The organism is Trebonia kvetii (assembly GCF_007827045.1).
Classification (GTDB): domain Bacteria; phylum Actinomycetota; class Actinomycetes; order Streptosporangiales; family Streptosporangiaceae; genus Trebonia; species Trebonia kvetii.
In genome coordinates this window covers 848588-871557 of sequence record NZ_RPFW01000002.1, presented here as the reverse complement: position 1 = coordinate 871557, position 22970 = coordinate 848588, and the positions used below count along the sequence as shown (strand labels likewise).

General features: G+C 69.3%; 26 protein-coding genes and 1 pseudogene. 15 read left to right on the top strand and 12 right to left on the bottom strand.

Annotated features, from left to right (window positions below; genetic code table 11):
* Positions 1–73: 73 nt before the first annotated feature.
* The gene (gene aspS, locus EAS64_RS12660; protein WP_145853106.1) at positions 74–1387 is read right to left on the bottom strand and encodes an aspartate--tRNA(Asn) ligase; all 1314 of its coding nucleotides are present in this window, start codon (positions 1385–1387) and stop codon (positions 74–76) included.
* Between the two features lie 311 nt (positions 1388–1698).
* Here aspS and EAS64_RS12655 point away from each other — a divergent pair, with 311 nt between their 5' ends.
* Entirely contained in the window at positions 1699–2391 is a 693-nt protein-coding gene (locus tag EAS64_RS12655; RefSeq protein WP_145853105.1) for an LON peptidase substrate-binding domain-containing protein, read from the top strand.
* Here the strand turns inward: EAS64_RS12655 and EAS64_RS12650 are convergent.
* Positions 2388–2894 (bottom strand): DinB family protein, encoded by a 507-nt coding sequence (locus EAS64_RS12650; protein ID WP_145853104.1) that lies wholly within the window; start codon positions 2892–2894, stop codon positions 2388–2390. The two genes, EAS64_RS12655 and EAS64_RS12650, sit on opposite strands and share 4 nt — an antisense overlap.
* Positions 2895–3031: 137 nt before the next feature.
* Between EAS64_RS12650 and EAS64_RS12645 the strand changes: the two genes are divergently transcribed.
* Both EAS64_RS12645 and EAS64_RS12640 read left to right on the top strand, forming a co-directional pair.
* Entirely contained in the window at positions 3032–3304 is a 273-nt protein-coding gene (locus EAS64_RS12645) for a MerR family DNA-binding protein (protein ID WP_222849257.1), read from the top strand.
* A gap of 151 nt (positions 3305–3455) precedes the next feature.
* A complete protein-coding gene (locus EAS64_RS12640) occupies positions 3456–4193 on the top strand; it encodes a VOC family protein (RefSeq protein ID WP_145853102.1) in 738 nt (245 codons plus the stop codon).
* A 27-nt stretch (positions 4194–4220) separates the two neighbouring features.
* On the opposite strand, the gene EAS64_RS12635 is transcribed toward EAS64_RS12640, so the two are convergent.
* Entirely contained in the window at positions 4221–4883 is a 663-nt protein-coding gene (locus EAS64_RS12635; RefSeq protein WP_145853101.1) for a Type 1 glutamine amidotransferase-like domain-containing protein, read from the bottom strand.
* Positions 4884–4937: 54 nt separating this feature from the next.
* The gene (locus EAS64_RS12630; protein ID WP_145853100.1) at positions 4938–5555 is read right to left on the bottom strand and encodes a DUF1707 SHOCT-like domain-containing protein; all 618 of its coding nucleotides are present in this window, start codon (positions 5553–5555) and stop codon (positions 4938–4940) included.
* Between the two features lie 141 nt (positions 5556–5696).
* Here EAS64_RS12630 and EAS64_RS12625 point away from each other — a divergent pair, with 141 nt between their 5' ends.
* Positions 5697–5876 carry a hypothetical protein gene (locus tag EAS64_RS12625; RefSeq protein WP_145853099.1) on the top strand — a complete coding sequence of 60 codons (180 nt, stop codon included), beginning with the start codon at positions 5697–5699 and terminating at the stop codon, positions 5874–5876.
* A 6-nt stretch (positions 5877–5882) separates the two neighbouring features.
* On the opposite strand, the gene EAS64_RS12620 is transcribed toward EAS64_RS12625, so the two are convergent.
* Positions 5883–6092, bottom strand: a complete 210-nt coding sequence (locus tag EAS64_RS12620; protein ID WP_145853098.1) for a helix-turn-helix transcriptional regulator — start codon at positions 6090–6092, stop codon at positions 5883–5885.
* Positions 6093–6349: 257 nt separating this feature from the next.
* Between EAS64_RS12620 and EAS64_RS43520 the strand changes: the two genes are divergently transcribed.
* The 4 genes from EAS64_RS43520 to EAS64_RS12605 all read left to right on the top strand — a co-directional run bounded on the left by EAS64_RS43520 (position 6350) and on the right by EAS64_RS12605 (position 10126).
* A complete protein-coding gene (locus tag EAS64_RS43520; RefSeq protein ID WP_187365869.1) occupies positions 6350–7633 on the top strand; it encodes a hypothetical protein in 1284 nt (427 codons plus the stop codon).
* Between the two features lie 65 nt (positions 7634–7698).
* Positions 7699–8256, top strand: coding sequence for an AAA family ATPase (locus tag EAS64_RS12615; RefSeq protein WP_187365868.1), 558 nt, complete (start codon positions 7699–7701; stop codon positions 8254–8256).
* Positions 8257–8289: 33 nt separating this feature from the next.
* The gene (locus EAS64_RS12610) at positions 8290–9048 is read left to right on the top strand and encodes an alpha/beta fold hydrolase (RefSeq protein ID WP_145853096.1); all 759 of its coding nucleotides are present in this window, start codon (positions 8290–8292) and stop codon (positions 9046–9048) included.
* A gap of 31 nt (positions 9049–9079) precedes the next feature.
* Positions 9080–10126: a questin oxidase family protein gene (locus EAS64_RS12605; protein ID WP_145853095.1), complete on the top strand. Its 1047-nt coding sequence runs from the start codon at positions 9080–9082 to the stop codon at positions 10124–10126.
* Between the two features lie 120 nt (positions 10127–10246).
* Here EAS64_RS12605 and EAS64_RS12600 read toward each other — a convergent pair whose 3' ends face one another.
* Both EAS64_RS12600 and EAS64_RS12595 read right to left on the bottom strand, forming a co-directional pair.
* On the bottom strand, positions 10247–10873 hold the full coding sequence (locus EAS64_RS12600) for a hypothetical protein (protein ID WP_145853094.1): 627 nt from the start codon (positions 10871–10873) through the stop codon (positions 10247–10249).
* 191 nt (positions 10874–11064) lie between these two features.
* Positions 11065–12180 (bottom strand): NDMA-dependent alcohol dehydrogenase, encoded by a 1116-nt coding sequence (locus EAS64_RS12595; protein ID WP_145853093.1) that lies wholly within the window; start codon positions 12178–12180, stop codon positions 11065–11067.
* A 281-nt stretch (positions 12181–12461) separates the two neighbouring features.
* Here EAS64_RS12595 and EAS64_RS12590 point away from each other — a divergent pair, with 281 nt between their 5' ends.
* From EAS64_RS12590 to EAS64_RS12580, 3 genes are read left to right on the top strand one after another with little or no spacing between them, the layout of a single operon-like run.
* Positions 12462–13382, top strand: a complete 921-nt coding sequence (locus EAS64_RS12590; protein WP_222849256.1) for an extracellular solute-binding protein — start codon at positions 12462–12464, stop codon at positions 13380–13382.
* Positions 13383–13428: 46 nt separating this feature from the next.
* Positions 13429–15417, top strand: a complete 1989-nt coding sequence (locus EAS64_RS12585; protein WP_145853091.1) for an ABC transporter ATP-binding protein/permease — start codon at positions 13429–13431, stop codon at positions 15415–15417.
* A gap of 22 nt (positions 15418–15439) precedes the next feature.
* Entirely contained in the window at positions 15440–16141 is a 702-nt protein-coding gene (locus tag EAS64_RS12580) for a hypothetical protein (RefSeq protein ID WP_145853090.1), read from the top strand.
* A gap of 23 nt (positions 16142–16164) precedes the next feature.
* On the opposite strand, the gene EAS64_RS12575 is transcribed toward EAS64_RS12580, so the two are convergent.
* On the bottom strand, positions 16165–16911 hold the full coding sequence (locus tag EAS64_RS12575) for an SAM-dependent methyltransferase (RefSeq protein WP_145853089.1): 747 nt from the start codon (positions 16909–16911) through the stop codon (positions 16165–16167).
* A gap of 239 nt (positions 16912–17150) precedes the next feature.
* On the opposite strand from EAS64_RS12575, the gene EAS64_RS12570 reads away from it, so the two are divergent.
* Both EAS64_RS12570 and EAS64_RS45775 read left to right on the top strand, forming a co-directional pair.
* Positions 17151–19367: an MMPL family transporter gene (locus tag EAS64_RS12570; RefSeq protein WP_187365867.1), complete on the top strand. Its 2217-nt coding sequence runs from the start codon at positions 17151–17153 to the stop codon at positions 19365–19367.
* A 38-nt stretch (positions 19368–19405) separates the two neighbouring features.
* Positions 19406–19651 carry a hypothetical protein gene (locus tag EAS64_RS45775; RefSeq protein WP_246115698.1) on the top strand — a complete coding sequence of 82 codons (246 nt, stop codon included), beginning with the start codon at positions 19406–19408 and terminating at the stop codon, positions 19649–19651.
* A 93-nt stretch (positions 19652–19744) separates the two neighbouring features.
* Here the strand turns inward: EAS64_RS45775 and EAS64_RS45770 are convergent.
* A pseudogene (locus EAS64_RS45770) lies at positions 19745–19819 on the bottom strand (hypothetical protein); the annotation flags it as partial.
* Here EAS64_RS45770 and EAS64_RS45765 point away from each other — a divergent pair.
* On the top strand, positions 19802–20095 hold the full coding sequence (locus EAS64_RS45765) for a hypothetical protein (RefSeq protein ID WP_246115697.1): 294 nt from the start codon (positions 19802–19804) through the stop codon (positions 20093–20095). The pseudogene EAS64_RS45770 and the gene EAS64_RS45765 sit on opposite strands and share 18 nt — an antisense overlap.
* Before the next feature lie 169 nt (positions 20096–20264).
* Here the strand turns inward: EAS64_RS45765 and EAS64_RS12560 are convergent, their stop codons facing one another.
* Positions 20265–20594, bottom strand: coding sequence for a class I SAM-dependent methyltransferase (locus EAS64_RS12560; protein WP_145853087.1), 330 nt, complete (start codon positions 20592–20594; stop codon positions 20265–20267).
* 106 nt (positions 20595–20700) lie between these two features.
* Between EAS64_RS12560 and EAS64_RS12555 the strand changes: the two genes are divergently transcribed.
* Positions 20701–21207: a mycothiol transferase gene (locus EAS64_RS12555; RefSeq protein ID WP_145853086.1), complete on the top strand. Its 507-nt coding sequence runs from the start codon at positions 20701–20703 to the stop codon at positions 21205–21207.
* Here EAS64_RS12555 and EAS64_RS12550 read toward each other — a convergent pair.
* Complete coding sequence (locus EAS64_RS12550; RefSeq protein ID WP_246115642.1) at positions 21204–22049, bottom strand: SAM-dependent methyltransferase; 846 nt, start codon at positions 22047–22049, stop codon at positions 21204–21206. The two genes, EAS64_RS12555 and EAS64_RS12550, sit on opposite strands and share 4 nt — an antisense overlap.
* Positions 22050–22223: 174 nt before the next feature.
* Entirely contained in the window at positions 22224–22931 is a 708-nt protein-coding gene (locus EAS64_RS12545) for an alpha/beta hydrolase (protein ID WP_145853085.1), read from the bottom strand.
* Positions 22932–22970 lie beyond the last annotated feature (39 nt).

Here is a 22970-nt window from a genome sequence, read left to right as displayed (position 1 = left end):
CCCCGTCCGCCACCCTCCTCCTGATAACAGCAACAAGCGCGAAGCGCTAAGGCGGGAGCCCGGAGGCGTTTCGTTAGGGGGTCAGGCGGTTCGGGCCGCGGAAGAGGAAGGTCGCGTCCCTGATCGAGTCCAGGCCGAGCAGGACCATGAGCAGGCGGCCAAGGCCGAGGCCGAAGCCACCGTGCGGCGGGCAGCCGTACCTGAAGCAGTTGAGGTAGTCCGCCATCGGCTCGGGCCGCAGGCCCTTCTCCGTGGCCTGCGCGAGCAGCACGTCGTAACGGTGCTCACGCTGCGCCCCGGTAGTGATTTCCAGACCCTTCCACAGCAGATCGAAGCTGGCGGTCAGCTGCGGCTTGCCGTCCGGCCGCAGGTGATAGAACGGACGAACGGAGGCGGGGTACTCGGTCACGAACGCGAACTCGTGCCCGGTCTCGGCAAGGACCCGCGCTCCGACCGCCTGCTCGCCCGCATGGTCGAGGTCGGCGCGGCCGGAGTCGGCCGAACCCGTTCCGCTGATCTGGAGAGCCTCGGCCATGGTCAGCCGCGGGAACGGCAGCCGCGGCACCGTCACCTCGGTCTTGAAGTGCTCTTCGATCGCCGCGCCATGCGCGGCGGCCACCGTCGCCAGGACGTGCGCGAGCATCTGCTCCTCGAAGCTCATCACGTCCTCGACGCTATCGATCCAGGCGAGTTCGACGTCCACGCCGGTGAACTCGGTGGTGTGCCGCGACGTGAACGAGGGCTCGGCGCGGAAGACCGGGCCGATCTCGAAGACCCGGTCGACGCCGGCCGCGATCGCCATCTGCTTGTAGAACTGCGGCGACTGCGCCAGGTACGCCTTGCGGCCGAAGTAGCCGAGCTCGAACACCTCCGCCCCGGACTCCGAGGCGGTCCCCATCAGCTTGGGCGTGTGCATCTCGGTGCAGCCTTCGGTGAAGGCGAACTCGCGCATCGCCTGCTCGACTGTCGTCTGCACCTCGAACACGAGCCGGGCAACGGGACGGCGGCGCACGTCGAGGAACCGCCAGTCCTGGCGCCCCTCCGGTCCGGTGCGCTCGTCGATCGGCAGCGGTGCCTGTGCGAGGTTCTCGACCGCGACCGTCTCCGGGATGAGCTCGATCCCGCCGAGGGAGACAACCGGGTTGGCCTTCACCTGGCCGGTGATCCGTACGGCGGACTCGGCGGTCAGGCCCTCGAGGACTGCCTCGAGGGGACCGCCGTCCCTGCGGTGCGTGACCTGGACGGTGCCGCTGTGGTCGCGGATGATGATGAACTGCATCGCGCGCTGCAGGCGCAGCGCCTGGACCCAGCCGGCGATGGTGACGGTGCTGCCTGCCACAGTGCTGCCAACGACAGCGGGCAGGGCGGAGATGGGAGTGCGGATCATCGCTTCAGTCCTCCTGCGGACCTCGTGACTGATCCCTTGGAGGTGCGGGCGAGAAGGGTGGACTCGCGGTGCCACCGCACCTTCGCCGCCCGGAGGGGCGGCCTCATTGGAACAACGCTCGGGAGTGTCTTCGCTCGGGGACGCGAGGCCGCCCTCACAGCTTCCGGCGGCTCTCTCGGCTCGCGCGATCCCCGGCTACTCGGTTCCGTCGTCGCGTTCCTGGTAGGCTAGGGGACGCCTAGGGGGCTGGGCAATTCCTTTCCACGTGGCGCGTCAGGCGCGCTCCTAGGCGATGGATGTAACTTTTCGTTATGAGCGACTTGCTGCCCCTGTTTCCGCTGTCGACGGTGCTTTTCCCGGGCATGCGCTTGCCGCTGCACATTTTCGAGGACCGCTACCGGCTGCTCGTCAGCGATCTCGCGGCGCGCCCCGAGCCGCGGCGGTTCGGGGTGATCGCGATCCGCAAGGGGCGCGAGGTCGGCGCGGACGGCGTCACTGCGCTGCACGAGGTCGGCTGCGTGGCGGAGGTACGGCAGATCACGCCGCACGCCGACGGCCGGTTCGACCTGGCCACCGTCGGCGCCGAACGGTTCCGGCTGCTCCGGGCCGACACCTCGCTGCCCTACCTCCAGGGCGAGGTCGAGATGCTCAACGACGACGCGAGCCCGGCAGGCACGGATCAGGCCGTGGCCGCTGAGGCGCTCGCGTTCGCCACTAGCAGGGTCCAGGCCGGCTTCCGTGCGTACCTCAACGCGCTGGCCGACCGGGGAGGCAGCGTCATCAGTATCGCCGACCTGCCGGACGAGCCGGTCCTGCTGTCCTACGTGATCGGCGCCGCGATGATCATCGACCTGCCCGAGCGGCAGTCACTGCTCGCCGCACCGTCCGCCCTCGACCGGCTGCGCCGCGAGCGCTCGCTGCTCGTCAGGGAAACCGCGATGCTCCGCGCGACCACGTCCCGGCCGGCCCCCGACTACGCCTTCGAGCAATTCAGCCAGAACTAGCCCGTGGCGGGCTGCAGGATCTGCTCCCTGAGGATGTCGGCATGCCCGCAGTGCTGAGCGAGTTCGCGCAGCACATGCAGGTACACCCAGCGAAGCGGGAGCGGCCCGAGCCGGTAGCCGTAGACCATGTCGTCGAGCCCCAGGGAAGACGTCGCGTGGCGTGATGCCTCGCATGCCTCCCGGTGTGCTTGCTGGACGGTGGCGATGGTGTCGCTGTCATGAAGAATGAACGACTCGTCCGAGATCGCGGGGATGCCGATCTCGGCACGCGACCGGCCAGTGACAGCCTCGTCAAACCAGACCTTCTCGAGGAAGGTCCCGTGCTTCACCAGGCCAAGCAACGTGGTCCGGGAGGGCACAAGCGACCGGCGAGCCTGTTCTTCGGTCAGCCCGTCCAGGCAGCGATTGAGCGCACCCCGGTGCTCGTCGATGAACGCTTCGAACTGAGCGCGCGCCGGCTGACTGATGACATCCGCAGCGAACGTCACGGGGAGGGAGGGCATGAGTGAAGCATTTCAGGACCCGCCGTCCACGGGCAAACTGCCTCGCCCAATCCCCCGCCCGGCGAATGGCGCTCCCGGAGGCTTGAAACCGGAGTGCGGTCCAGGGTTTAGCGTACGGAGCGACCGATCTGGACCGGGTGCTGTTCATCCGTGGTGCGAAGCGGCTCGGCCTCCGGCTGGCCGAGATACGCGAGCTGCTTGAGGTCCGTGACACTGGCGCATGCGCCTGCGAGCCCGCGGAAACACTGCTGCGCCAGCACGTCGCTGAGATCGCCACCGAGATCGAGCGGCTGTCCGCGCTGCGCGACGAGCTGCTCGCCATGCTGACCGCCATGCCCGGCCCGGATTGTCGTGATCCGCTGCCGGGTACCTGGCGCTCTCTCAGCTCCGATAGCGAGGAAAGGAGGTGACCGGTGATGTGCCCATGCTGCGGTTCCAGCGCCTGTGACGGCTCGTGTTGCGACGGCGTATGCGGTTGCTGCTGAGCTGATCAAGCACCCCCGCCCCGAGGCGCCAGGGCGGGGGACCAGCGCCGGTCACCGCGGTCATAGGATCGGCGGCATGGCGACGCGGCTTGTTCAGATTGCGATGAACGCTCGGGATGACTCGGCGGTCGGCCGGTTCTGGGCGGAGGCACTCGGCTGGAGTGTCGCCAGCGAGGAACCCGGCGTGACCAACCTCGAACCTCCGGGCTTTGTCTATCCCGATCCCGCGGCCGTCTGCATCGACGTCATTCGCGTCCCGGAACCCAAAACGGTGAAGAACCGGGTGCACATCGATCTCGCCACCACCTCGGATGCGCATCACGCGGCCATGGTCGCGCGCCTCCTGGGCCTCGGCGCGACGCTCGCCGACATAGGCCAGGGCGACGTGCCGTGGACCGTCCTTGCCGATCCGGAGGGCAATGAGTTCTGCGTGCTTGAGCCTCGAGAGGTCTACCGGGACACCGGGCCGATTGCCGCGGTGGTGGCCGACTGCGCGGATCCGCGGGCCATGGCCCGGTTTTGGGGCAAGGCGATGGACTGGACTGCGCGCGAGGTGACCGACGAGTTTGCGGCGCTGCGCTCCGCCAAGGGAGTCGGGCCGTTTCTGGAGTTCATCCGCACGCCCGACGTGAAGACCGTGAAGAATCGCGTCCATCTCGACCTGCGGCCCTACCCCGGTGACGATCAAGCGGCGGAGGTGGCCAGGCTGCGCGCTCTCGGCGCCACCGACGTCGACCTTGGCCAGGGCGACGTGCCGTGGACGTGCCTCGCCGACCCGGAGGGCAACGAGTTCGACGTCCTCACCCCGAAGTGACGCTGAGCCGGGCCACCGCACCCCGTATCAGGGCGTGAACAGCTTCCACTCCCCTTCGGAGATGACTTCGACGTCGCCGTCGACCACTTTGATGGCGGTCTGGCTATCGATCACGTAACTCCGCCTGGGCATGCTCGCCGCCCATTTTTCCGCGTTGGCCATGGAGTTGCTCGGGAAGGCACCCAGGTGCGGAAAGATCGAGAAATCGACTATTCCCAGCGTTGCGTCGCTGCCACCGGGCGGGGTCCAGGCGACGAAGTCGGGCCCGATGCTTGGGGTCATCACCATGCTCCCGGCGCTCAGTCCCACCCAGACCGCGTGCAGCGACGGCAGCAGGTCCGCCAGTCCGGACTCCCGCATCCAGTGGCACAGGTACGTGGCGTCGCCGCCGTCCACGAGCAGGACGTCCGCCTCCTGGACCAGGGGAAGCCAGCGCTCCTGGTCGATGGTGGGCAGCGCGGTGAGTTCCAGGACGCCAAGGGACTTCCAGCCCAGTTCGCACATGGGGGCACGAGGCTCTTCTCCCCTGATGAACCGCCATGCGGCGCGAGGACCGGCATAGGGGTGCCCGTACGCCGCGGTGGGAATGCAGAGGGCGCTGGACTCGGCAATCGGTTTGCCCAATAGGCCGACCAGTGCGTTCTGGATGCTCGGGTTCGTCACGCCAGAGTCGGTGAGGAGGAGCTTCATGATGCTTACGACGCACCGAAGCCCCGCAATTCATCGTTCGGGGAACAGGCGTGCTCAGGCGGGAAGCTCAGGTCTCCGGTCGGGGAACGCGCGCACGATCTCGCCGTAACTGCTGCCGCGCATATCGCGCGGAACGCGCCACACGTCGACGGTGCCGGCGAAGCCGAATACGCGAACATGAATGCTCGGGGCGTCCGGCTGCCCGGCGTCGTGTCCAAAGTCTCGGCGGTGGCCGAAAACGGTGAGTCCTGCAACGTCGACGTTGACGCCTTCCGGCACATAGATATCGACGTTACCGAAAGCGGCCAGAACGGTGACCACCGCCCGCTCCTCGTCCATGATGGCGTGGCGAAGATCGAAGTCGAGATCTCCGCAGATACTGGCGGCAACGGCCGACCCGCGCAGCCTGAACTTCCCGCGCCGCACGACATGACTAAGCAGCGCCGCCGTGAGACGGGCGGTCAGCCGGCGGGAACTGGCCGAGCCAGTCCATGCCTCAGGCAGGTCATTTTGCAGATGCGCCAGGTCCCCGGTATCCGTTGCCCGCAATGCGGCGTCGACTCGCTCACAGAACTCCTCGAGCGTCAGCCGCCCAGCGACCAGATGCTCCCGAAGCGCGATGACAGCGTGTTCGCGATCGGCGTCCGAGGCGCGCAATGGGGCGTTATCCATGACTGTCACGCTAGATCACTGATCCATTCGCGGTCCACCGTCACCGGCCGATGACCTTCTCGCGGACGAGGCTTGGATGTCAGACCCAGTTATTACGCTGCCAGGGATCATTGCCCGATGAGGAGTAAAGGAGGCAGCCGCATGGCGTTTATCGCACTACGACCGATTGAAGACACCGACCTGGACGCGCTGTTCGATCAGATGCGTGACCCGGAATCGGTGGCGATGGCGGCGTTCACCGCTGAGGACCCAGGAACCGAGATCTCCTATGCCTCAGCACGCAAGTGCGAGATCGAGGAGACCATCCTGCGGCTGGAGTAAATGTGATCATGCTCCTGTCTCCCCATCTTCGGGATCGAACATCTTGTCGACGGTCAGGTCAAAGAACCGCGCGATGGTGAACGCCAGCGGCAGCGAGGGCAGGTAGCGACCGCTCTCGATGGAGATCACCGTCTGGCGCGACACGCCAAGCGCGTCCGCCAATTCGGCCTGGGACAGGCCTCGGTGTCTGCGCTGCTCGCGGACCCGGTTCTTCATGATGTCAAGGTAGCTTTACTTTTGCGGCAATGTCAAGGCCCCTTTACAGCGGCTCCTGGGTGCCGCCGAAGTCCGCCAGGCCCTGCCTTCTCGTACAACTCAATCTTTAGATGTCCCATAGTTCGCAGAGTTCGACAACTTTCCCACATAAGCCGACGGGCCGGGATGCCGCCGTCTTACGCTCAGCGCGGCAGACCAGTAGTAGGCCGGCATTCCGCGATGAAAGGCGGGCCGGCCCGGCCGCCCCGGGAGGCGCGTTGCGTGACATTCTGAAACCCTTCCACCCAGCCCGCGACACTGGCCAGGCGAGCCGCCGCGGCCGGCGGACGGTCATCGCGGCCGCGGCCGTCGCCACCAGCGCGGCGGTCGCAGCGTCGGCGTTCGCCGTGTCGGCGCGGGCCGCCACGGCCGAGGCCGCCAGGCCTCAGGTCACCGCGGGCCCGGGGCACTGGGTGCAGGTGACGCCCAAGGGCACCGAGAACATCGCGGACGTCGGGCTCGCGCGCGGTTCCGATGGCGTCCTGCACGTGCTGTGGGCGACCCAGGCCGTCGCGCACCAGAAGATCATGGACACCCCGCTCTCGCCGAAGGGCGCGCCGGGGAAGACCGCGACCATCGCGAGTGGCCTGTGGATCGCGAGCTACCCCGACGCCACCGTCACGCCGAGCGGCCTGTACGTGCTGTGGAACGGTGACAAGACCGGCAACCCCAACTCGCCCAAGGGCACCTTCTGGGCGACCCGGCCGCTTAAGGGCGGGGCGTGGAAGCTCGGCGGCAACGTGCCGCCGGTCCTCGGTGCGCCGGACACCACGACGAGCGAGACGGCGACCACCGGCGGCGACGGCAAGCCGTGGATCTCCTACACCGACACCGACGCGCTCGTCGTGCTGCATCTGGGCCAGAAGGAGGCCAAGATCGCGCCGACCCAGTGCTGCGTCTACTACCCGGGCATGGCCACCGACGGCAAGAGCGGCGTCACCTGGCTCGGCTACTACTCGAACATCACCGGGAGGCAGGGCCTTTTCCTGCAGAAGCTGTCTAAGAACGCGGCTTCGGGCAAGGCCGCGAGGCTGCCAGGCTCGGTGACCGGCGGCAACTCGCTCGCCCCAGAGCAGCGGATCGCGCTGACCGGCCGCGGCAAGGGCCGGGGTGGCGTCTTCGTCCTCTACGGCGCTGGTTACCCCACCTACAAGTCGCTCGACCTGATCGCGGCCGGCGCGGCCAAGCCGGTCAAGCTGGCCACCTTCAGCGGCTTCACCGAGGAGGTCGCGGGCGACACGATCGCCGCCGGACCGGACGGGCGGCTGTGGGCCACCTGGTGGTACGGCAACGGCACGTCGCCGAAGCTGTTCGTCCGGGCGACCACGAAGGCGACGAACACCGCGTTCGGCAAGACCGTCACGGTCCCGCTGCCCGCGGGCACGAACACCATCTGGAAGGTCTACACGAGCGCGCAGGCCGGCCGCCTCGACGTGGTCGCGCTGCTCAGCCGGGGCAGCAACATCGCGTACTGGGCCACCCAGGTGCCGTTGCCGAAGTAGCGCACCGCCGTGCGCCGTGCCGCGTTTCGCGCGGCACGGCGTACGGTGGGAACATCGCACTTTTCGTGATCTCGGGGGTGCCGGCGGCCGGCAAGACGACCGTGGGCCGGCTGCTCGCGTCCCGCCTGCCGAGGGCCGTCTGCGTGCCCGGCGACACGATCAGGGCCATGGTCGTGTCCGGGCGGATGGACATGGTCTCCGGTGCGGGCGAGGCCGAGCTTGCCCAGTTGCTGCTCAGGTACCGCAGCGCCCTGGCCGTCGCGGCCGTTTACCTGGAGGCCGGCTTTGACGCGGTCGTCGAGGACGTCATCATCGGCCCCGTGCTCCACGAGTTCCTTGCCCTGGTCCCGGTGCCCGAACTGCACCTGGTGTTCCTCGACCCAGACGCGACCGCCCTCGCCGACCGGGACAAGAACCGGACGAAGACCGCCTACAGCGATGAGCGATGGGACGTGCACGAACTGCGCGGCGTGCTGCGCGGGCACACCAGCAGGCTCGGCCTGTGGCTCGACTCGACGCGGCTCACCGCCGAGCAGACCGTCGATGAGATCCTGGCCGACCCCGGCGCGAGCCTGGTGCGGACCGGCCAGCCGGGCGCCCTAGTCGACCCATGCCAAGGATGATGCTCGGCGGCGGCGCGCCGTAGCATCGACTGCATGCCATGGCACGGGTCAGACGGAGACCGCCTCTATTACGAAGACACCGGGCGCGGTGACGCGGTGCTGCTCATGCCGGGCTGGGCCGGGAACATTATCGAGCTCAGCCAGTTGCGTGCGGCGCTGTCGCCAGGCTTCCGCGTCATCGCCGTTGACCTGCCAGGTTCTGGACGGTCGGAGCCGCGGCCGCGCCGCTATGCGGCCGGCTATTACCACGACGACGCGCGGACGCTGCGGGGCCTGCTCGATGCCCGTGGAATTTCCGCGGCCCACCTGGTGGGCTTCAGCGACGGCGGCGAGGAGGCCGTGCTGATGGCCGCGATGCGGCCGGACCTGGCCCTGTCCCTGTTCACCTGGGGGGCCGCGGGGAAGGTCGAGGCCACCCCGGATGAGCTGACGGCAATCGAGAGCGTCATTGACCACCCGACTGACGGCCTGGCTCCGCTCGCGGCCTACCTCGCCGCCGCCTATGGCCCGGACGCCGCACGGACCATGACCAGGTCCTGGGCGCAGGCGATGCGCGACCTGGTCGCCGCGGGTGGCGACATAAGCCGAAGCTCGGCGCACCTGATCACCTGTCCCGCGCTGCTTGTGGCGGGCACGTACGACCCGCACTGTCCGCCCGAGCTCACCAGGGAGCTGGCCGGACTGATGCCGAAGGGCCATTTCCGCGAAGCACCGGGCGCCGGGCATGAGGTGCACATCTCGCACGCCGCCTGGCTCGCCGGCCAGCTGACCCGCTGGCTCGCTGACCACTAATCCTTGGAAAAGCTCATCGAGGAGGCACAACATGCCTGGCAACGACGCACTCGACGAGGGACTCGGCCGCCTCGCCGCGACCGGGCCAGAATACGGCGGCGGCCTGTCCAACCACGGCCCGATGGCCGCCGAGGCGCTGGTGCGGCTCGGCCGGGCGGACGCCGTCGGTCACTGGCTCGACGGCTACCTCAGGCGGCTCGACGAGGCGCCGCGCGCCTCCGACCGGGTCACCGACGAGAACTGGCGCGAGGCGCTCGGGAGGCTGAACCGTGTCGCCGACTGGGAGGCCTACCTGGGCGAACAGCTCGGCTCCGAGCCGTGGCGTGACGTCCTTGCGCGCTGGTGGCCCCGGCTGCTGCCCGGCGTGGCCGCCGCCGCCACGCACGGCATCATCCGCACCGCGCACGCGGCCCGCAGCCTGGCGGCGGCCGAAGACGACGCGTCCGCCGGCCCGCGGAACGACGAACTCGCCTGCGCGCTTGGGTACTGGGCCGCGAGCTACGTGGAGCTGCCGGGCAGCGCGCGACCCAGGGGAGACCTGGACGTGGCGGACGCGGTGCGCGCCCTGCCCGTGCTTCCCGAGCCGCCGGCCGGCAGGCTGATCACCGTGCGGCTCAAGGCGGGACTGGCGGCGCAGCCCGGCTTCGGCGCCGCGGCCGCCAGGATCAGGCGGCCCGCCGACCCGGCGGAAGCGTTGCGCGACCTGGCGGGGGAGTTCACCGCAATCTTCCTCGGCTACGGCCGCGCGCAGCCGATCACGTTCCTGCACGCGGTGACTGCCCCGGTCGCCGCCTACTCGGCGCTGCCGCTGCTGCCCGGCGAGCTCGCCCGCCCCACCTACGACGCCCTGTGGCAGGTGGCCGCCGCGCTGTACAGCGTGCACGCCGGGGGAGTGACGCCGGAGCCGCTTCCGGCCGGGCCGCCGCCCGCCCTCGAGGACCTGGCCGACCGCGCGGTTGCCACCGGCGACGAGCATGCCATCAAGCTCACCGAGGCGTGCGCGAGGCTGCACGCGCGCACCCCCGACCCCGTGTTCCTGTACGCCGCCGCCCGCGCCAGCGACCTGCTCGGCGGCTGACCAGGGCATGAATGCGCCATCCTCGTCACCCCGAATCACAATTGATAACAGCAAGAAGCGCGCAGCGCAAAAGACCAGCCGCGTCCAAGAGCAGTAGCCGGGAAGCCTGCGGAGTCACGGTCACGGCATGAGGCTGCCCGAGCCGCCCCATGCCCCGGCGAGGTGATACGTGGCCAGCGCCAGCCCCACGCCGGCGGCCAGCGCACCGCACAGCAACAGCCAGCGCGTGGCCCTGGCCGCGAGCAGCCGGCGAGTGTGACCCGCGCGGCCGGACAGGATCCCGGGCAGCTTCGGCACGTACGAGCACAGGTGGATCAGCATGAAGAACGCCCAGGCGAGGAACGAAAGACGGTGCAGCGGGATCCAGTCCCACGCGCCCGGGCTGTTGCCCTCGACGATCAGCATGATCCCGGTACCCAGGACGGCCAGGGTGGTCAGGATGACGAACGGCCCCGTCACCCGCTGCAGCGCAGCCGGCGGCCCCCGCCGCACGTAGGCCGCCGCGCCGGTGTAGTACCTGGTGAAACGCCAGAGCGTGGACGCGATCTTCAGGCAGACCGGCCCGAGCAGCAGCATGCCGAGAAAGACGTGCAAAGTGAGTAGGTGACCCAGCTGCAGCAGGGTGAGGCATTCGGCGGTGAGCAGGACGAGCAGCACCGCCCCGGTCATCGCGGTCAGGCGCTGGTTGCCAGCCGGATCAGCGGAGCGCGCCGGCTCCTCACGGACTTCTCGTTCCCGCGTGGTCACGGCCTCAGGCTACGCACCGCCGCCAGCCGCCGCGATGGAGCCCGGTCCCGTCTCGATGGTGGTGCTAGATCCACCCTGCCCCGCGCACAGGTGGCACGGGCGGGGAATGGAAGAGCCCGAACCCGTTCCGGATAAGTAAAAGGAATATCCCGAACGGGTTCGGGCTCCGCGCCAGCCCCGACCTGTTTTCCTCAGTGTTCGTGGATGATGACGCCGCGAATGTTCCGCCCGGCCATCATGTCCTCGTAGCCCTGGTTGACCTGGTCCAGGGTGTAACGGTTGGTGATCAGCTCGTCCAGCTTGAGCTTGCCCGCCCGGTACAGCTCGAGCATCCGCGGGATGACGTCGAACGGGTTGTCGTGGCCGAACAGCGCGCCCTGGAGCCGCTTCTCGAACGCGGTCAGCTCGAATGCGTTGACGTGCACCGCCTTGGTCCCGAGCCCGCCGCCCATCGCCGTCACGACGACGATGCCGCGCTTGCGGACCGCGGCGAAGGCCGCCGAGACGACTTCCTCAGAGACCACGCCCACCGTGATGAGCGACTGGTCCGCGCCGACGCCGTAGGTCAGCTGCTGCGCCAGCTCGTGCGCCTCCTCGGCGGTGGCGACCGCGTGGGTGGCGCCGACGGTGAGCGCGGTGGTGCGCTTGAACTCCACCGGGTCGACCGCGATGACGTAACGCGCCCCGGCGGCAGACGCGCCCTGCACCGCGTTGATGCCGACGCCGCCGATGCCGTAGACGATCGTGGTGTCGCCCGGGTGGACCTCGCCCGCCTTCACCGCCGTGCCGTAGCCGGTGGGCACACCGCAGCCGACCAGCACGACGACCTCGAGCGGAAGGTCTTCCTCGATCTTCACCGCCGAGTACTCGGAGACCACGGCGTACTGCGAGAACGTGCCGAGCAGGCACATCTGCCCGAAGTCGGTGTTGCCCTCGTGGTAGCGGTAGGTGCCGTCCGTCAGGGAGTTGTCCACCAGGAAACGGCCCAGGTCGCACAGGTTGGTCTGGCCGCGTGAGCAGAACCGGCAGTGCCCGCAGACGGGTAGCCAGGAGGTTACCACGTGGTCACCGACGGCCAGCCTGGTGACGCCGGGACCCACCTTTTCCACGATGCCGGCGCCCTCGTGTCCGCCAACGATGGGGTACCTCACCGGGATGTCACCGGTACGCAGATGGTCGTCGGAGTGGCACAGGCCCGAGGCGACGAACCGGATGAGGACCTCACCGGCCTTCGGCTCGTCGAGGTCGAGCTCTACGATCTCGAACGGCTTGCCGACGTCCCTGAGCACCGCTGCTCGCGTCTTCATCGATCACCCTCCCGGGGATTAACGCAGTTTGCCAGCCATCATCCGCCGGCCCGCCGGACGCGGTCATTGTGGCGAAAGCCCAATGACGGGTCCGCTTCGTTGTGGTTGCATCCGGAAGACCCAGGCCCGCGGCTGCCGCAACAGATCGTGATGTTACGGTACGGAATACCGCTGTCAGAGCTGGTTGCGTCCCGCAAGTAGCACTGGCTAATGTCGTGATCATGTTTATATTTCGGTCACCGCGTGCCCGGCTTGCCGTAGTCGGCGTTGCTTTTCTAGGTTTGGCCGCCGCGGGGTGCGGCTCCTCTAGTTCGTCGAGCGCCCCGGCGGCGACGTCGAGCGCCCCGGCGGCGACCTCGGCGAGCGCGGCGAGCTCAAGCGGCGCGGCGTCCTCTTCCCCGTCCGCGTCCTCGGCCGCCACCGGCTCGGGCGCGGTCAACGTCCTGTACGCGGGCTCGCTTGTCGCCCTGATGACAAAGCAGGTCGGCCCCGCCTTCCAGACCGCGTCCGGCTACTCGATCACCGGCGAGTCCGCAGGCTCCACCGCGCTCGCGACAGACATCAAGGGCAAGGTCTACAAGGGCGACGTGTTCATCAGCGCCAGCCCGAAGGCCGACGGCAGGCTGATGGGCACCGCGAACGGCGACTGGGTCTCCTGGTACGGCTCGTTCGCCACGGCAGGCCTGGTGCTCGGGTACAACGCGAACAGCAAGTTCGCCGCCGACCTGAAGTCCAAGCCGTGGTACGAGGCCATCACCGAGTCCGGGCTCAAGCTCGGCTTCACCGACCCGGCGACCGACCCTAAGGGCGTGCTTTCCGCTGAGGCGCTGACCGACACCGCCAAGTCGAAGAGCGTGCCGGCGCTGACCACGATCGCGAACACCAAGTCGGACGTGTTCCCCGAGGAGGACCTGGTCGCGCGGCTGCAGTCGGGCCAGCTCGACGCGGGCTTCTTCTACACCTCGGAGGCGGTGGCCGCGAAGATCCCGTACGTGCCGCTGACCGGCGTTGACCTGCACGCCACCTACACCGTCACCGTGCTGAAGGGCGCGCCGAACGAGGCGGGCGCGGAGGCGTTCGTCTCCTACCTGCTCGGCCCGGCCGGCCAGGCCGCGCTCAAGCAGGACGGTTTCACGCTGACCACCCCGCCGAAGGTCACCGGCTCCGGGGTGCCGTCCAGCCTGCAGAGCGTGCTGCCGTAGCTTGCGACTGGCAAGCACTGCCGGCACCACTCGGTAAGTTCGTAGGGTGAAATACCGCGCGTCACGCAGCCCGCTCACCTGGTTGGGCGGGCTGCTCGCGCTCTATCTGGCAGTCCCGCTGATCGCGTTCCTGATCCGGCTGGCCCAGCCGGGGGACCGCGGCTTCGACACGCCCGGCCTATGGCCGGCGCTGTGGACGTCCATCGAGTCGGCGACCATCGCCACCGCGCTGGTCTGCCTGTTCGGCATTCCGATGGCCCGCTGGCTGGCCAGGTCCCGCGGGCCTGTCGCGCGGGCGGTCGGCGGCCTCGTGCTGCTGCCGATCGCGCTGCCGCCGGTGATGAGCGGCCTGGTGCTGATCTACTTGGTCGGCCCGTACAGCAGGCTCGGCGAGCTGTTCAACGGCGGACTGACGGAATCGGTCGCCGGCGTGGTGATCGCCCAGACATTCGTCGCCGGGCCGTTCCTCATCATCGCCGCGCGCACCGCGTTCCAGGGCGTCGATCCCGCGCTCGAGGACCTGGCCGCCAGCCTCGGCCATCGGCCCGCCGCCCGGTTCTGGCTGGTCACGATGCGGATCGCGGCGCCCGGCATCAGGGCGGGGCTGCTGCTGACCTGGCTGCGCGCCATCGGCGAGTACGGCGCTACCGTGCTGCTCGCCTACCACCCGTACACGCTGCCCGTCTTCACCTACGTGCAGTTCTCCTCGACCGGCATCCCCACCACCCAGGCGCCGACGGCGCTGGCCCTCGGCGTCGCCATCGTGGTGCTGATCGTCGCGGAGATCCGGCTGCCGCGGCTGCTGGCGGGGCGCGGCGGGCGGGTTGACGCTACCGCCGCCGCGACGGGTGCGTCAGGGAGCGGCCCGCAGCCGGTTGAGCCAGTGCGGGTGAGCATGAACCTGGACGTGGTCGTGGGCGGCTTCCGGCTCGTGGTCGCACACGAGGCGGCCAGCCACCGGATCGCGATCCTCGGCCCGTCGGGAGCGGGCAAGTCGATGACGCTGCGCGCCATCGCGGGCTTCCTCGGCCCGGACGCCGGCGAGGTGCGCTTCAACAGCGATGTGATGACCCGGGTAACTGTCGAGGCGCGGCACCTCGGCTACGTGCCGCAGGGGCACACGCTGTTCCCCGGACGCTCGGTCTGGCAGCAGGTGGTGTTCGCCACCGACGCCGACCCGTCGCTGGCCGGCTGGTGGCTGCGCACGCTGCGCCTCGACGGCCTGGCCGGCCGGCTGCCTGGCCAGCTGTCCGGCGGCCAGAAGCAGCGAGTCGCGCTGGCCAGGGCGCTGGCCCGGGCACCGCGGCTGCTGCTGCTCGACGAGCCGTTCAGCGCCCTGGACGCGCCGGTCCGCGAGGAACTCCGCCGCGAACTGCGCCGCCTGCAACGCGAGGCGGGCCTGTCCACCGTCCTCGTCACCCACGACCCGGAGGAGGCGGCGCTGCTCGCCGACGAGATCCTCGTCGTGGCCGACGGCCGCCTGCTGCAGGCAGGACCGCGCGCCGAGGTCTTCGCCAGGCCCGCCTCTCCCCAGGTGGCCCGGCTGCTCGGCATCCCCAACCTGATCCCGGCCACGGTGGCGGCGCCCGGCCTGCTTGCTCTGGACGCACCGACGGACGCTGCTTCCGAGGCGCCGGGGCTGCGGATCGCGGCCGGCACCGGCTCCCTTCCGGCCGGCACGGCGGTGCTGTGGACCGTTAGACCGGATCACGTCACCATCGCCCCGCTGGCCGCCGGCCGGCCCTGGGACGAGATCGCCGACCACTACCCGTGTGTCGTGGACGACGTCGCCGACATCGGTACCCTGACCACGCTCACCGTCCGGCTGCCAGGCGACCAGGAGCTGCGCGTCCGCACCACCGACCAGGTCGCGGTGGCACCGGGCGACGCCTGCCTGGTCCGGCTGCCGCCCGCCGATATCACCGCCTGGCCTGCCGCGCCCGACAGCGCCACCGGCCCGGCCGGCAGCCTCGCCCTAGCCGCGGGCACCGAGGGCGCTGGGGCGTCCCTCGGACCGCCCACTCGCCGCTCGTGACGCCGCCCCCTAAGATGCGTCCATGGTCGGCAATGTCAGCGCGGGTCGCGTCAAGCCCGTGGCGAACCCCAGCCTGCGGGAAGGCAAGCGGGAGCGCCTCATCCGGATGACGCAAGCGCAGCTGGCGGGCCGCACCGGGCCGGTGCGCCAGATTCGCTACCGGGATGAGGTCGTGTCACCGCTCGCGCTCGAGCGCGAGTGCGGGACGCTGCTGTACCGCGCGCAGCGCGCGATCGCCACCGTCGTGACGTCGCAGGTGTACGAGCGCGAGCTGCGCGGCACCGTTCAGGAACGCGCGCTGCGCCAGCACGAGTGGGACATCGCCGTCGCGCTGCGTGAGATCACCGAACTGCTGCTTGACCTGGCCGCCAGCTACGCCGGAGGGCAGGCGGGGCCCATGACGACGGCAGTCCTGGTCTCACAGAACCGGGCGATCTCGGTGGCTCGCGACGCCACCACGGCCCGGGTGCTCGCGCTTGAGGCGCTCGCGGAGCACGTGGGGGTCGCGGAGGCGGCGCGGCGCGACTGGGAGGCCGCCCACGTAGCGGCGGCAAGAAATGACAAGTTCATCGACCTCGTCGCGCGCACGGCGGCGGATCAGCACGCCACCACAGAGATCACCGGCCTGGCCGAACAGGCGGCCCAGGCCAGCCAGGCGCTGCGGGAGACCCTGCAGCTCGCCACCCTCGCCGCGGAGGCGCTGGCTCTCCCCGAGTCGGGGTAAGCCAGGCCAGGGAGTTGCCGACGTCAGCGGTTCATTAGGGCGAACACACCCCAGCCGAGATATTCGCGCCGGTACCTGACGTATCGCGCGGGCTCGGTGGCGAGTTCTTCCCGCAGTTGTCCGGCCAGTTCGTCATCGGGATTGGCGTCGAGCCAGCGGCGGATGTTCAGCCATTGCGCCGCGGCGTACCTGTCCCAGCTGTCCTGGCTGGCGAGGACCATCTCGACGACATCGCAGCCCAGGTCGCCGAACCGCTCGATCAGTTCCGGCAACGGCAGGAACTGATCGCTGCCGATGGCGTGGCATCCCTCGACCGTGGCCTGGTCGGGAGGCTCGAGGCGCCAGTACGGCTCTCCGATCAGCATCACGCCACCGGGCTGCAGGCTGCGCCGGAGTAGCTGCACCGTGCCGGGGACGCCGCCGCCGATCCAGGTGGCGCCGACGCACGCGGCGATGCCTGCCGGTGTGCCGGCGACGTAGCCCGACGCGTCGCCGTGCACAAAGCTGACCCGGCCGTCCACTCCCAGCTCGGCTGCCCGATCACGGGCGCGGGCAATGAACACCGTGCTGATGTCGACCCCGGTTCCCGTGACCTGGTGTTCGCGCGCCCAGGTGCACAGCATCTCGCCGGTCCCGCAGGCCAGGTCCAGCATCCGCGTTCCCGGCGGCGGGTTCAGCGCCTCGCCGAGGGCGGCCAGCTTGTCGCTGGTCAACGGATTATGGATGCGGTGGCTGCTCTCGCGGATGGTGTAGTGGCGGGGGAGGTCCACGTGAGGTCTCCTCGTGCGAGACGGTCCTTGGCCTGGCAGCCGGCAGGACAGGGTCGCCCTAGTGAAGCGCCCCGGCACGGCTTCCCGCACCCCAATAAAACGGTCCGGCCGTCGGCGTGACGGCAGCATGGCCGGATCACCCGCTGCGGATGATCCGGCAGCGGGCCTCTTGGCATGACGATCGGGAACCAAACTTCCTGTCCGCAATGCTTGGACAACAGCGGGGAGACACGGAGCCAGTGAATCTGTTGCTCGAGAAGCTTGCTGGGATCGCGGCCCGGAGGCACTGGATTTTCATCATCGCCTGGGTGATTGTCCTAGGCGGGCTGCTCGGTGCCAAGCATGCGTTCGGCGGCGAGTACGTCAACAACTACACGATCTCCGGCAGCGATTCCGCGGCTGGCCTTAATCTGCTGAACAGCACCTTCCCCCAGCAGGGCGGCTATGGCGGACAAATCGTCTTCCATGCCCAGAGCGGCACGGTCGCTGCCCAGCAGTCGGCGGTCAACCAGTCGGTCACCAATGTCTCGAAGCTGCCGGACGTCATCAAGGCGGTCAGCCCGTTCGCCTCGGCCAACACCGGAACGGTCTCCACGGACGGCACGATCGCGTATGCCACTGTCAGCTGGAGCGTCAACCCGTCCTCGCTCGATACCAGTTACCTGGACAAGCTCAACAGCGCTGTGGCCCCCGCCACCAAAGCCGGCCTGCAGGTCGCCTACGGCGCTGGTGCCGGCCAGATCGGGCAGCAGACCCAGGACTTGAAGTCGGAGGTCATCGGGCTGGCGTGCGCGCTGGCGCTGCTGCTGATCATGTTCGGCTCGCTGATCGCGGCCGGCATCCCGCTGGTCGCCGCGATCTTCAGCGTGCTCTCCGGCCTCGCGTTGCTCGCGCTGATCGCCCGAGTGGTCACGTTCCCGACGACCGGGCCCACCATCGCGACGCTGCTGGGACTCGGGGTCGCCGTGGACTACGGGCTCTTCATGGTGGCCAGGCACCGGGAGCAGCTTGACACCGGGATGGAGGTCCAGCGCTCGATCCGGCGTACCGCGGGTACCTCCGGAGCCGCGATCGTGGTGGCGGGCAGCACTGTCGCCGTCTCCGTCCTTGGCCTGTACATCTCGGGAGTCGGTTTCGTTGGGTCGCTCGGGCTCGCCGCGGCGATCGTCGTCGTGGTCACGATGATCTCGGCGCTGACCCTGGTGCCAGCGTTCCTGGGGCTGGCGAGGGAGACGATCCGGGCGCTGACCGCGCGGGTCCGCGCCAGGAAGGCTGGGGTGACGGCGCGGCAGCAGGCCGCCCAGACCGCCAAGACCACGCATGAGCGCCACGAGCAGAGCGCGTTCGCCCGGTGGGGGCGGATGGTGAGCGATCGCCCGTGGCCGTGGGGGATCCTGAGCGTGGCGATACTCGTTGTCCTGGCGGTCCCGTTGTTCTCGATCACGCTGGGCCAGCCGGATAACGGGACGAATCCCACGTCGCAGAGCAACCGGCAAGCCTACGACCTGATCTCCGAGGGCTTCGGGGTCGGCGTGAACGGGCCGCTGACCGTCGTCGTTAAGCTGCCGAACCAGTCCAGCTCCGCGAACAACTCGCTGCTTTCCACCATGCAGTCCGACATCGCCAAGACCGCCGGCGTCGCGTCGGTCACCCCGGCGTCGGTCAACTCGTCCGGCACCACGGCGGTGTTCAACGTCATCCCGACCACCCGGCCGCAAGCCGCGCAGACGACCGCCCTGGTCAGCACGCTGCGTGACGATGTGCTGCCGAAGGAGCACGCGACCAGCTATGTCACCGGGACAGTGGCGGGGAACGTCGACTTCACGCAGAAGATCACCAGCCGGTTGTTGTGGCTGATCATCGCGGTCGTCGCGATCTCGTTCTTCCTGCTGACCGCTGCGTTCCGGTCAATCGTGATCGCGACCAAGGCCGCGATCCTCAACATCTTGTCCATCGGCGCGGCATACGGCGTCATCGTGGCGATCTTCGAATGGGGCTGGGCTAAGGGCGCGATCGGCCTCCAGTCGACGCTGCCCATCCCTGCCTACGTACCGATGCTGGTGTTCTGCATCGTGTTCGGGCTGTCGATGGACTACGAGGTCTTCCTGCTCTCCCGGGTGCACGAGGCCTGGCTGGCAACCGGCGACGCGCACCGCAGCGTCGCGATCGGAATCGGGGCGACCGCCCGGGTGATCACGACCGCGGCCCTCATCATGATCGTCGTCTTTACCAGCTTCGTGATCAACCCGGACCCCACGGTGAAAATGCTCGCCATAGGGATGGCATTCGCGGTGCTCATCGACGCGTCCCTCGTCCGGATGATCCTGGTCCCCGCGATCATGTCGCTGCTCGGCGCACATGCCTGGTGGCTGCCGCGCTGGCTAGCGCCAGTGGTGCCCCACCTCCAGCTCGAGGGTCCTGTCACCGTGCCGGGAGACCGTGCGCGCCCTGACTGATACGTCAGCTGATCTCTGGCTGGATTGATGAAGGCTTCGTGGCGAAGGTGGTCGTCCTGGCCGGTGAAGGCCTTGAACGCGCCCAGCCGGTAGGCGTCGCCGCCCTTGCCTGGGCGTACCTCGATGTGGAAGTCGCGCCTGAGATGGGCGAGGTGCCGTTCGAACGCGGGGACGTCAAGCGGGACAGCCAGGCGGCGCAGGATCCCCTCCATGGTGAGGAATCCGCCGTCCTCGCGAAGCACCGCGTACACCGGGTCATGCGTCGTGGCGGACTGCTCGACTAGCTCGTGGGGCTCGCCCTGATGGTCCAGGGCTCGCCTAATCTGCTCGCCGAGGGCGCGGGCGACTGGAGGCGGGAACGCGTTGCCGATCTGCCGGTAGTTCGAGGTCTTCCTGCCGGTGAACTCCCACCGGTACCCGCTGGTGTCCCAGCCTTGAATCCTGGCGACCATGTCGCAGGTGAGCTTGGGTATCAGCGTAACCGGGTCGTCGGCCGACGGCGCTGCGTCGGCCACGCCGAGCGCGTCCACGCCGAGCAGCCGCCAGGCCCGCTTGGCGCGGGTCGGTCCCAGGTCGGCGCCACCATGCTTCTTGGACCCGTCGACGATCGTCGGCGCTATTCGGTGGCTCGGGACGCCACCACGGCCCGGGTGCTCGCGCTTGAGGCGCTCGCGGAGCATGTGGCGGTCGCGGAGGCGGCGCGGCGCGACTGGAGGCCGCCCACGTAGCGGCGGCAAGGAACGACAAGTTCATCGACCTCGTCGCGCGCACGGCGGCGGACCAGCACGCCACCACAGAGATCACCGGCCTGGCCGAACAGGCCGCCCAGGCCAGATAGGCGCTGCGGGAGACCTGCAGCTCGCCACACTGGCGGCGGAGGCGCTGGCTCTCCCCGAGTCACGGTAGGTTCTGCCTGGTTCCGGCGCCCCAGTAGAACGGTCCGGCCGTCGGCGTGACCGTGATGTCCCAGCCGAGTTCGCGTAGCCGCCTTTCGAGCTCGTCGACGGCGGTGACGTCGTTGGCGTGCCGAAGCAGCTGGGGAGTCCAGGTGCCGGGACCGCAGGCGAGGTCGAGAACGCTGCCTTCCGGCCGGAACTCCTCGAGCGCGTCGGCCAGCTCGGCGCCGCCGGGAAGGTCGAGGAGCTGGTCAAGGTAGTCCGGGGCGAGGGCGCTGTAGTAGGCGCGTTGCTCGGCCAGGACTTGGTCCTGAGCTGATTCCGGGTCCATGGCTTCACGATGGGCCTTGCCCCAAGGGCAAGGTCACGTGGCCGTTACCGGGTGCGCGCCAATCTCGCCCAATACGGTCGAAGCGCTGTAGCACGAGGATGCCTGCATGGCGTGGATCGCGCCGCGCGTCCACCGCGTGGATGAGCCGTTCGCCGGGGCCGAGCGTCCCATGCTGGAGGGCTCCCTCGACTGGGGCCGTGCCTCGCTGCTGCGCAAGTGCGAGGGGCTGACCGGTGCGCAGCTCGCTATCCGCGCCTGCCCGCCGTCCAGCCTGTCATTGCTCGGCCTGATCCGGCATATGACTGACGTCGAGCGCAACTGGTTCCGCCGCCGCTTCGGCGGACAGGACCTGCCCGCCTTGTATGGGGAGGACACGGACTTCACCGAGGCGAACGCCGCGACAGCCGAGCGGGACTGGGCCGCGCTACTCGCCGAGCAGCAGGCAGCACGGGACGCCGCCGCAGCCCTCGCGCTTGACGCCACCTATCTCAGCGAGACCTGGGGCGCGATGACCCTGCGCTGGTGCTACTCGCACATGATCGCCGAGTACGCCGGCCACAACGGGCACGCCGACCTGCTGCGCGAGCGGATCGACGGCGCGACCCGCCTCTAAACGCCACTGGCCAAACGCCCAGGATCACCGGCCTGGCCGAACAGGCGGCCCAGGCCAGCCAGGCGCTGCGGGAGACCCTGCAGCTCGCCACCCTCGCCGCGGAGGCGCTGGCTCTCCCCGAGTCGGGGTAAGCCAGGCCAGGGAGTTGCCGACGTCAGCGGTTCATTAGGGCGAACACACCCCAGCCGAGATATTCGCGCCGGTACCTGACGTATCGCGCGGGCTCGGTGGCGAGTTCTTCCCGCAGTTGTCCGGCCAGTGCTGTCCCAGCTGTCCTGGCTGGCGAGGACCATCTCGACGACATCGCAGCCCAGGTCGCCGAACCGCTCGATCAGTTCCGGCAACGGCAGGAACTGATCGCTGCCGATGGCGTGGCATCCCTCGACCGTGGCCTGGTCGGGAGGCTCGAGGCGCCAGTACGGCTCTCCGATCAGCATCACGCCACCGGGCTGCAGGCTGCGCCGGAGTAGCTGCACCGTGCCGGGGACGCCGCCGCCGATCCAGGTGGCGCCGACGCACGCGGCGATGCCTGCCGGTGTGCCGGCGACGTAGCCCGACGCGTCGCCGTGCACAAAGCTGACCCGGCCGTCCACTCCCAGCTCGGCTGCCCGATCACGGGCGCGGGCAATGAACACCGTGCTGATGTCGACCCCGGTTCCCGTGACCTGGTGTTCGCGCGCCCAGGTGCACAGCATCTCGCCGGTCCCGCAGGCCAGGTCCAGCATCCGCGTTCCCGGCGGCGGGTTCAGCGCCTCGCCGAGGGCGGCCAGCTTGTCGCTGGTCAACGGATTATGGATGCGGTGGCTGCTCTCGCGGATGGTGTAGTGGCGGGGAAGATCCACGTCGGGCCTCCTCGTGCGGTGCTCTGCAAAGATCAGGTCGCCCTAGTGAAGCGCCTCCTCGCGGCTGCCCGCACCCCAATAAACGGTCCGGCGGTTGGCGAGGTCAACCCGGATACGATGCCCGCATAACGGATCGACGGCGCGACCGCCTTTAGCTCCTTGCCAGTAGATACGTCACTGGCCAAACGCCCACGCGACCATCAGCGGGAACTCTGCTCGCCACAGCGCACTGCCGTGCGAGGCGACCCGCTCGCTCAGCACGACATCCGCACCCGCCTCGCGCAGCGCAGCCGCCCACCGGGTCGCGTTGCCAAGGAAGAACGGCTCAAGCGTGCCGGCGACGAGGTAGGTGCGCGGAATCCTGGGCGGCAGCACGCTGGCCGGCTGGTAGCCGCCGCCCGGCGAACCGCAGAAGACCGCACCGTACAGATCTGGATGGCGCAGCCCGAGGGCGAGCGCGAGCTCACCCCCCGCCGAGGCGCCGAAGATCGCGGTGCGCTCGGCGGGCAGCGCGATGCCGAACCGCGCCCGAATCCAACGGCCGGCGTCCGTGACGAAAAACCGCTCATGGGCCGCGAACCGTTCCGCGTCAAAGACCGGCGAGTACTCATGGAGCCGAGCCGTCTCATCCGCCAGCCCGTGCACGCCGACGATCATCGTGGACGGCACGTCGGCCGCCTCGAGGAACCCGCCCCAGCGCGAGATCCCCTGACCGTCGCCCGCGAACACGACCGCCTCCGGCGGGTCGGGCGGGACGTACACCGTGACCCGCCGGCCGCCGTCGTAGTCGAGCGTCTCACTGACCAGCTCGCCCGCTATCGGGTCGGCACGCGGCGGTTCCGGCAGTGCTTCGGGAGCGCCGTCGGCCCTATGGTCCTCCATCGACGCACTCCTTTCCGCGCGAGGGCCAGCCGGTAGTAC

Excerpts from the sequence above, each read along its gene's own strand:
- aspS (WP_145853106.1), bottom strand. The coding sequence starts at position 1,387 with ATGATCCGCACTCCCATCTCCGCCCTGCCCGCTGTCGTTGGCAGCACT.
- EAS64_RS12655 (WP_145853105.1), top strand. The coding sequence starts at position 1,699 with ATGAGCGACTTGCTGCCCCTGTTTCCGCTGTCGACGGTGCTTTTCCCG.
- EAS64_RS12650 (WP_145853104.1), bottom strand. The coding sequence starts at position 2,894 with ATGCCCTCCCTCCCCGTGACGTTCGCTGCGGATGTCATCAGTCAGCCG.
- EAS64_RS12640 (WP_145853102.1), top strand. The coding sequence starts at position 3,456 with ATGGCGACGCGGCTTGTTCAGATTGCGATGAACGCTCGGGATGACTCG.
- EAS64_RS12635 (WP_145853101.1), bottom strand. The coding sequence starts at position 4,883 with ATGAAGCTCCTCCTCACCGACTCTGGCGTGACGAACCCGAGCATCCAG.
- EAS64_RS12630 (WP_145853100.1), bottom strand. The coding sequence starts at position 5,555 with ATGGATAACGCCCCATTGCGCGCCTCGGACGCCGATCGCGAACACGCT.
- EAS64_RS12625 (WP_145853099.1), top strand. The coding sequence starts at position 5,697 with ATGGCGTTTATCGCACTACGACCGATTGAAGACACCGACCTGGACGCG.
- EAS64_RS12620 (WP_145853098.1), bottom strand. The coding sequence starts at position 6,092 with ATGAAGAACCGGGTCCGCGAGCAGCGCAGACACCGAGGCCTGTCCCAG.
- EAS64_RS12610 (WP_145853096.1), top strand. The coding sequence starts at position 8,290 with ATGCCATGGCACGGGTCAGACGGAGACCGCCTCTATTACGAAGACACC.
- EAS64_RS12605 (WP_145853095.1), top strand. The coding sequence starts at position 9,080 with ATGCCTGGCAACGACGCACTCGACGAGGGACTCGGCCGCCTCGCCGCG.
- EAS64_RS12595 (WP_145853093.1), bottom strand. The coding sequence starts at position 12,180 with ATGAAGACGCGAGCAGCGGTGCTCAGGGACGTCGGCAAGCCGTTCGAG.
- EAS64_RS12580 (WP_145853090.1), top strand. The coding sequence starts at position 15,440 with ATGGTCGGCAATGTCAGCGCGGGTCGCGTCAAGCCCGTGGCGAACCCC.
- EAS64_RS12560 (WP_145853087.1), bottom strand. The coding sequence starts at position 20,594 with ATGGACCCGGAATCAGCTCAGGACCAAGTCCTGGCCGAGCAACGCGCC.
- EAS64_RS12555 (WP_145853086.1), top strand. The coding sequence starts at position 20,701 with ATGGCGTGGATCGCGCCGCGCGTCCACCGCGTGGATGAGCCGTTCGCC.
- EAS64_RS12545 (WP_145853085.1), bottom strand. The coding sequence starts at position 22,931 with ATGGAGGACCATAGGGCCGACGGCGCTCCCGAAGCACTGCCGGAACCG.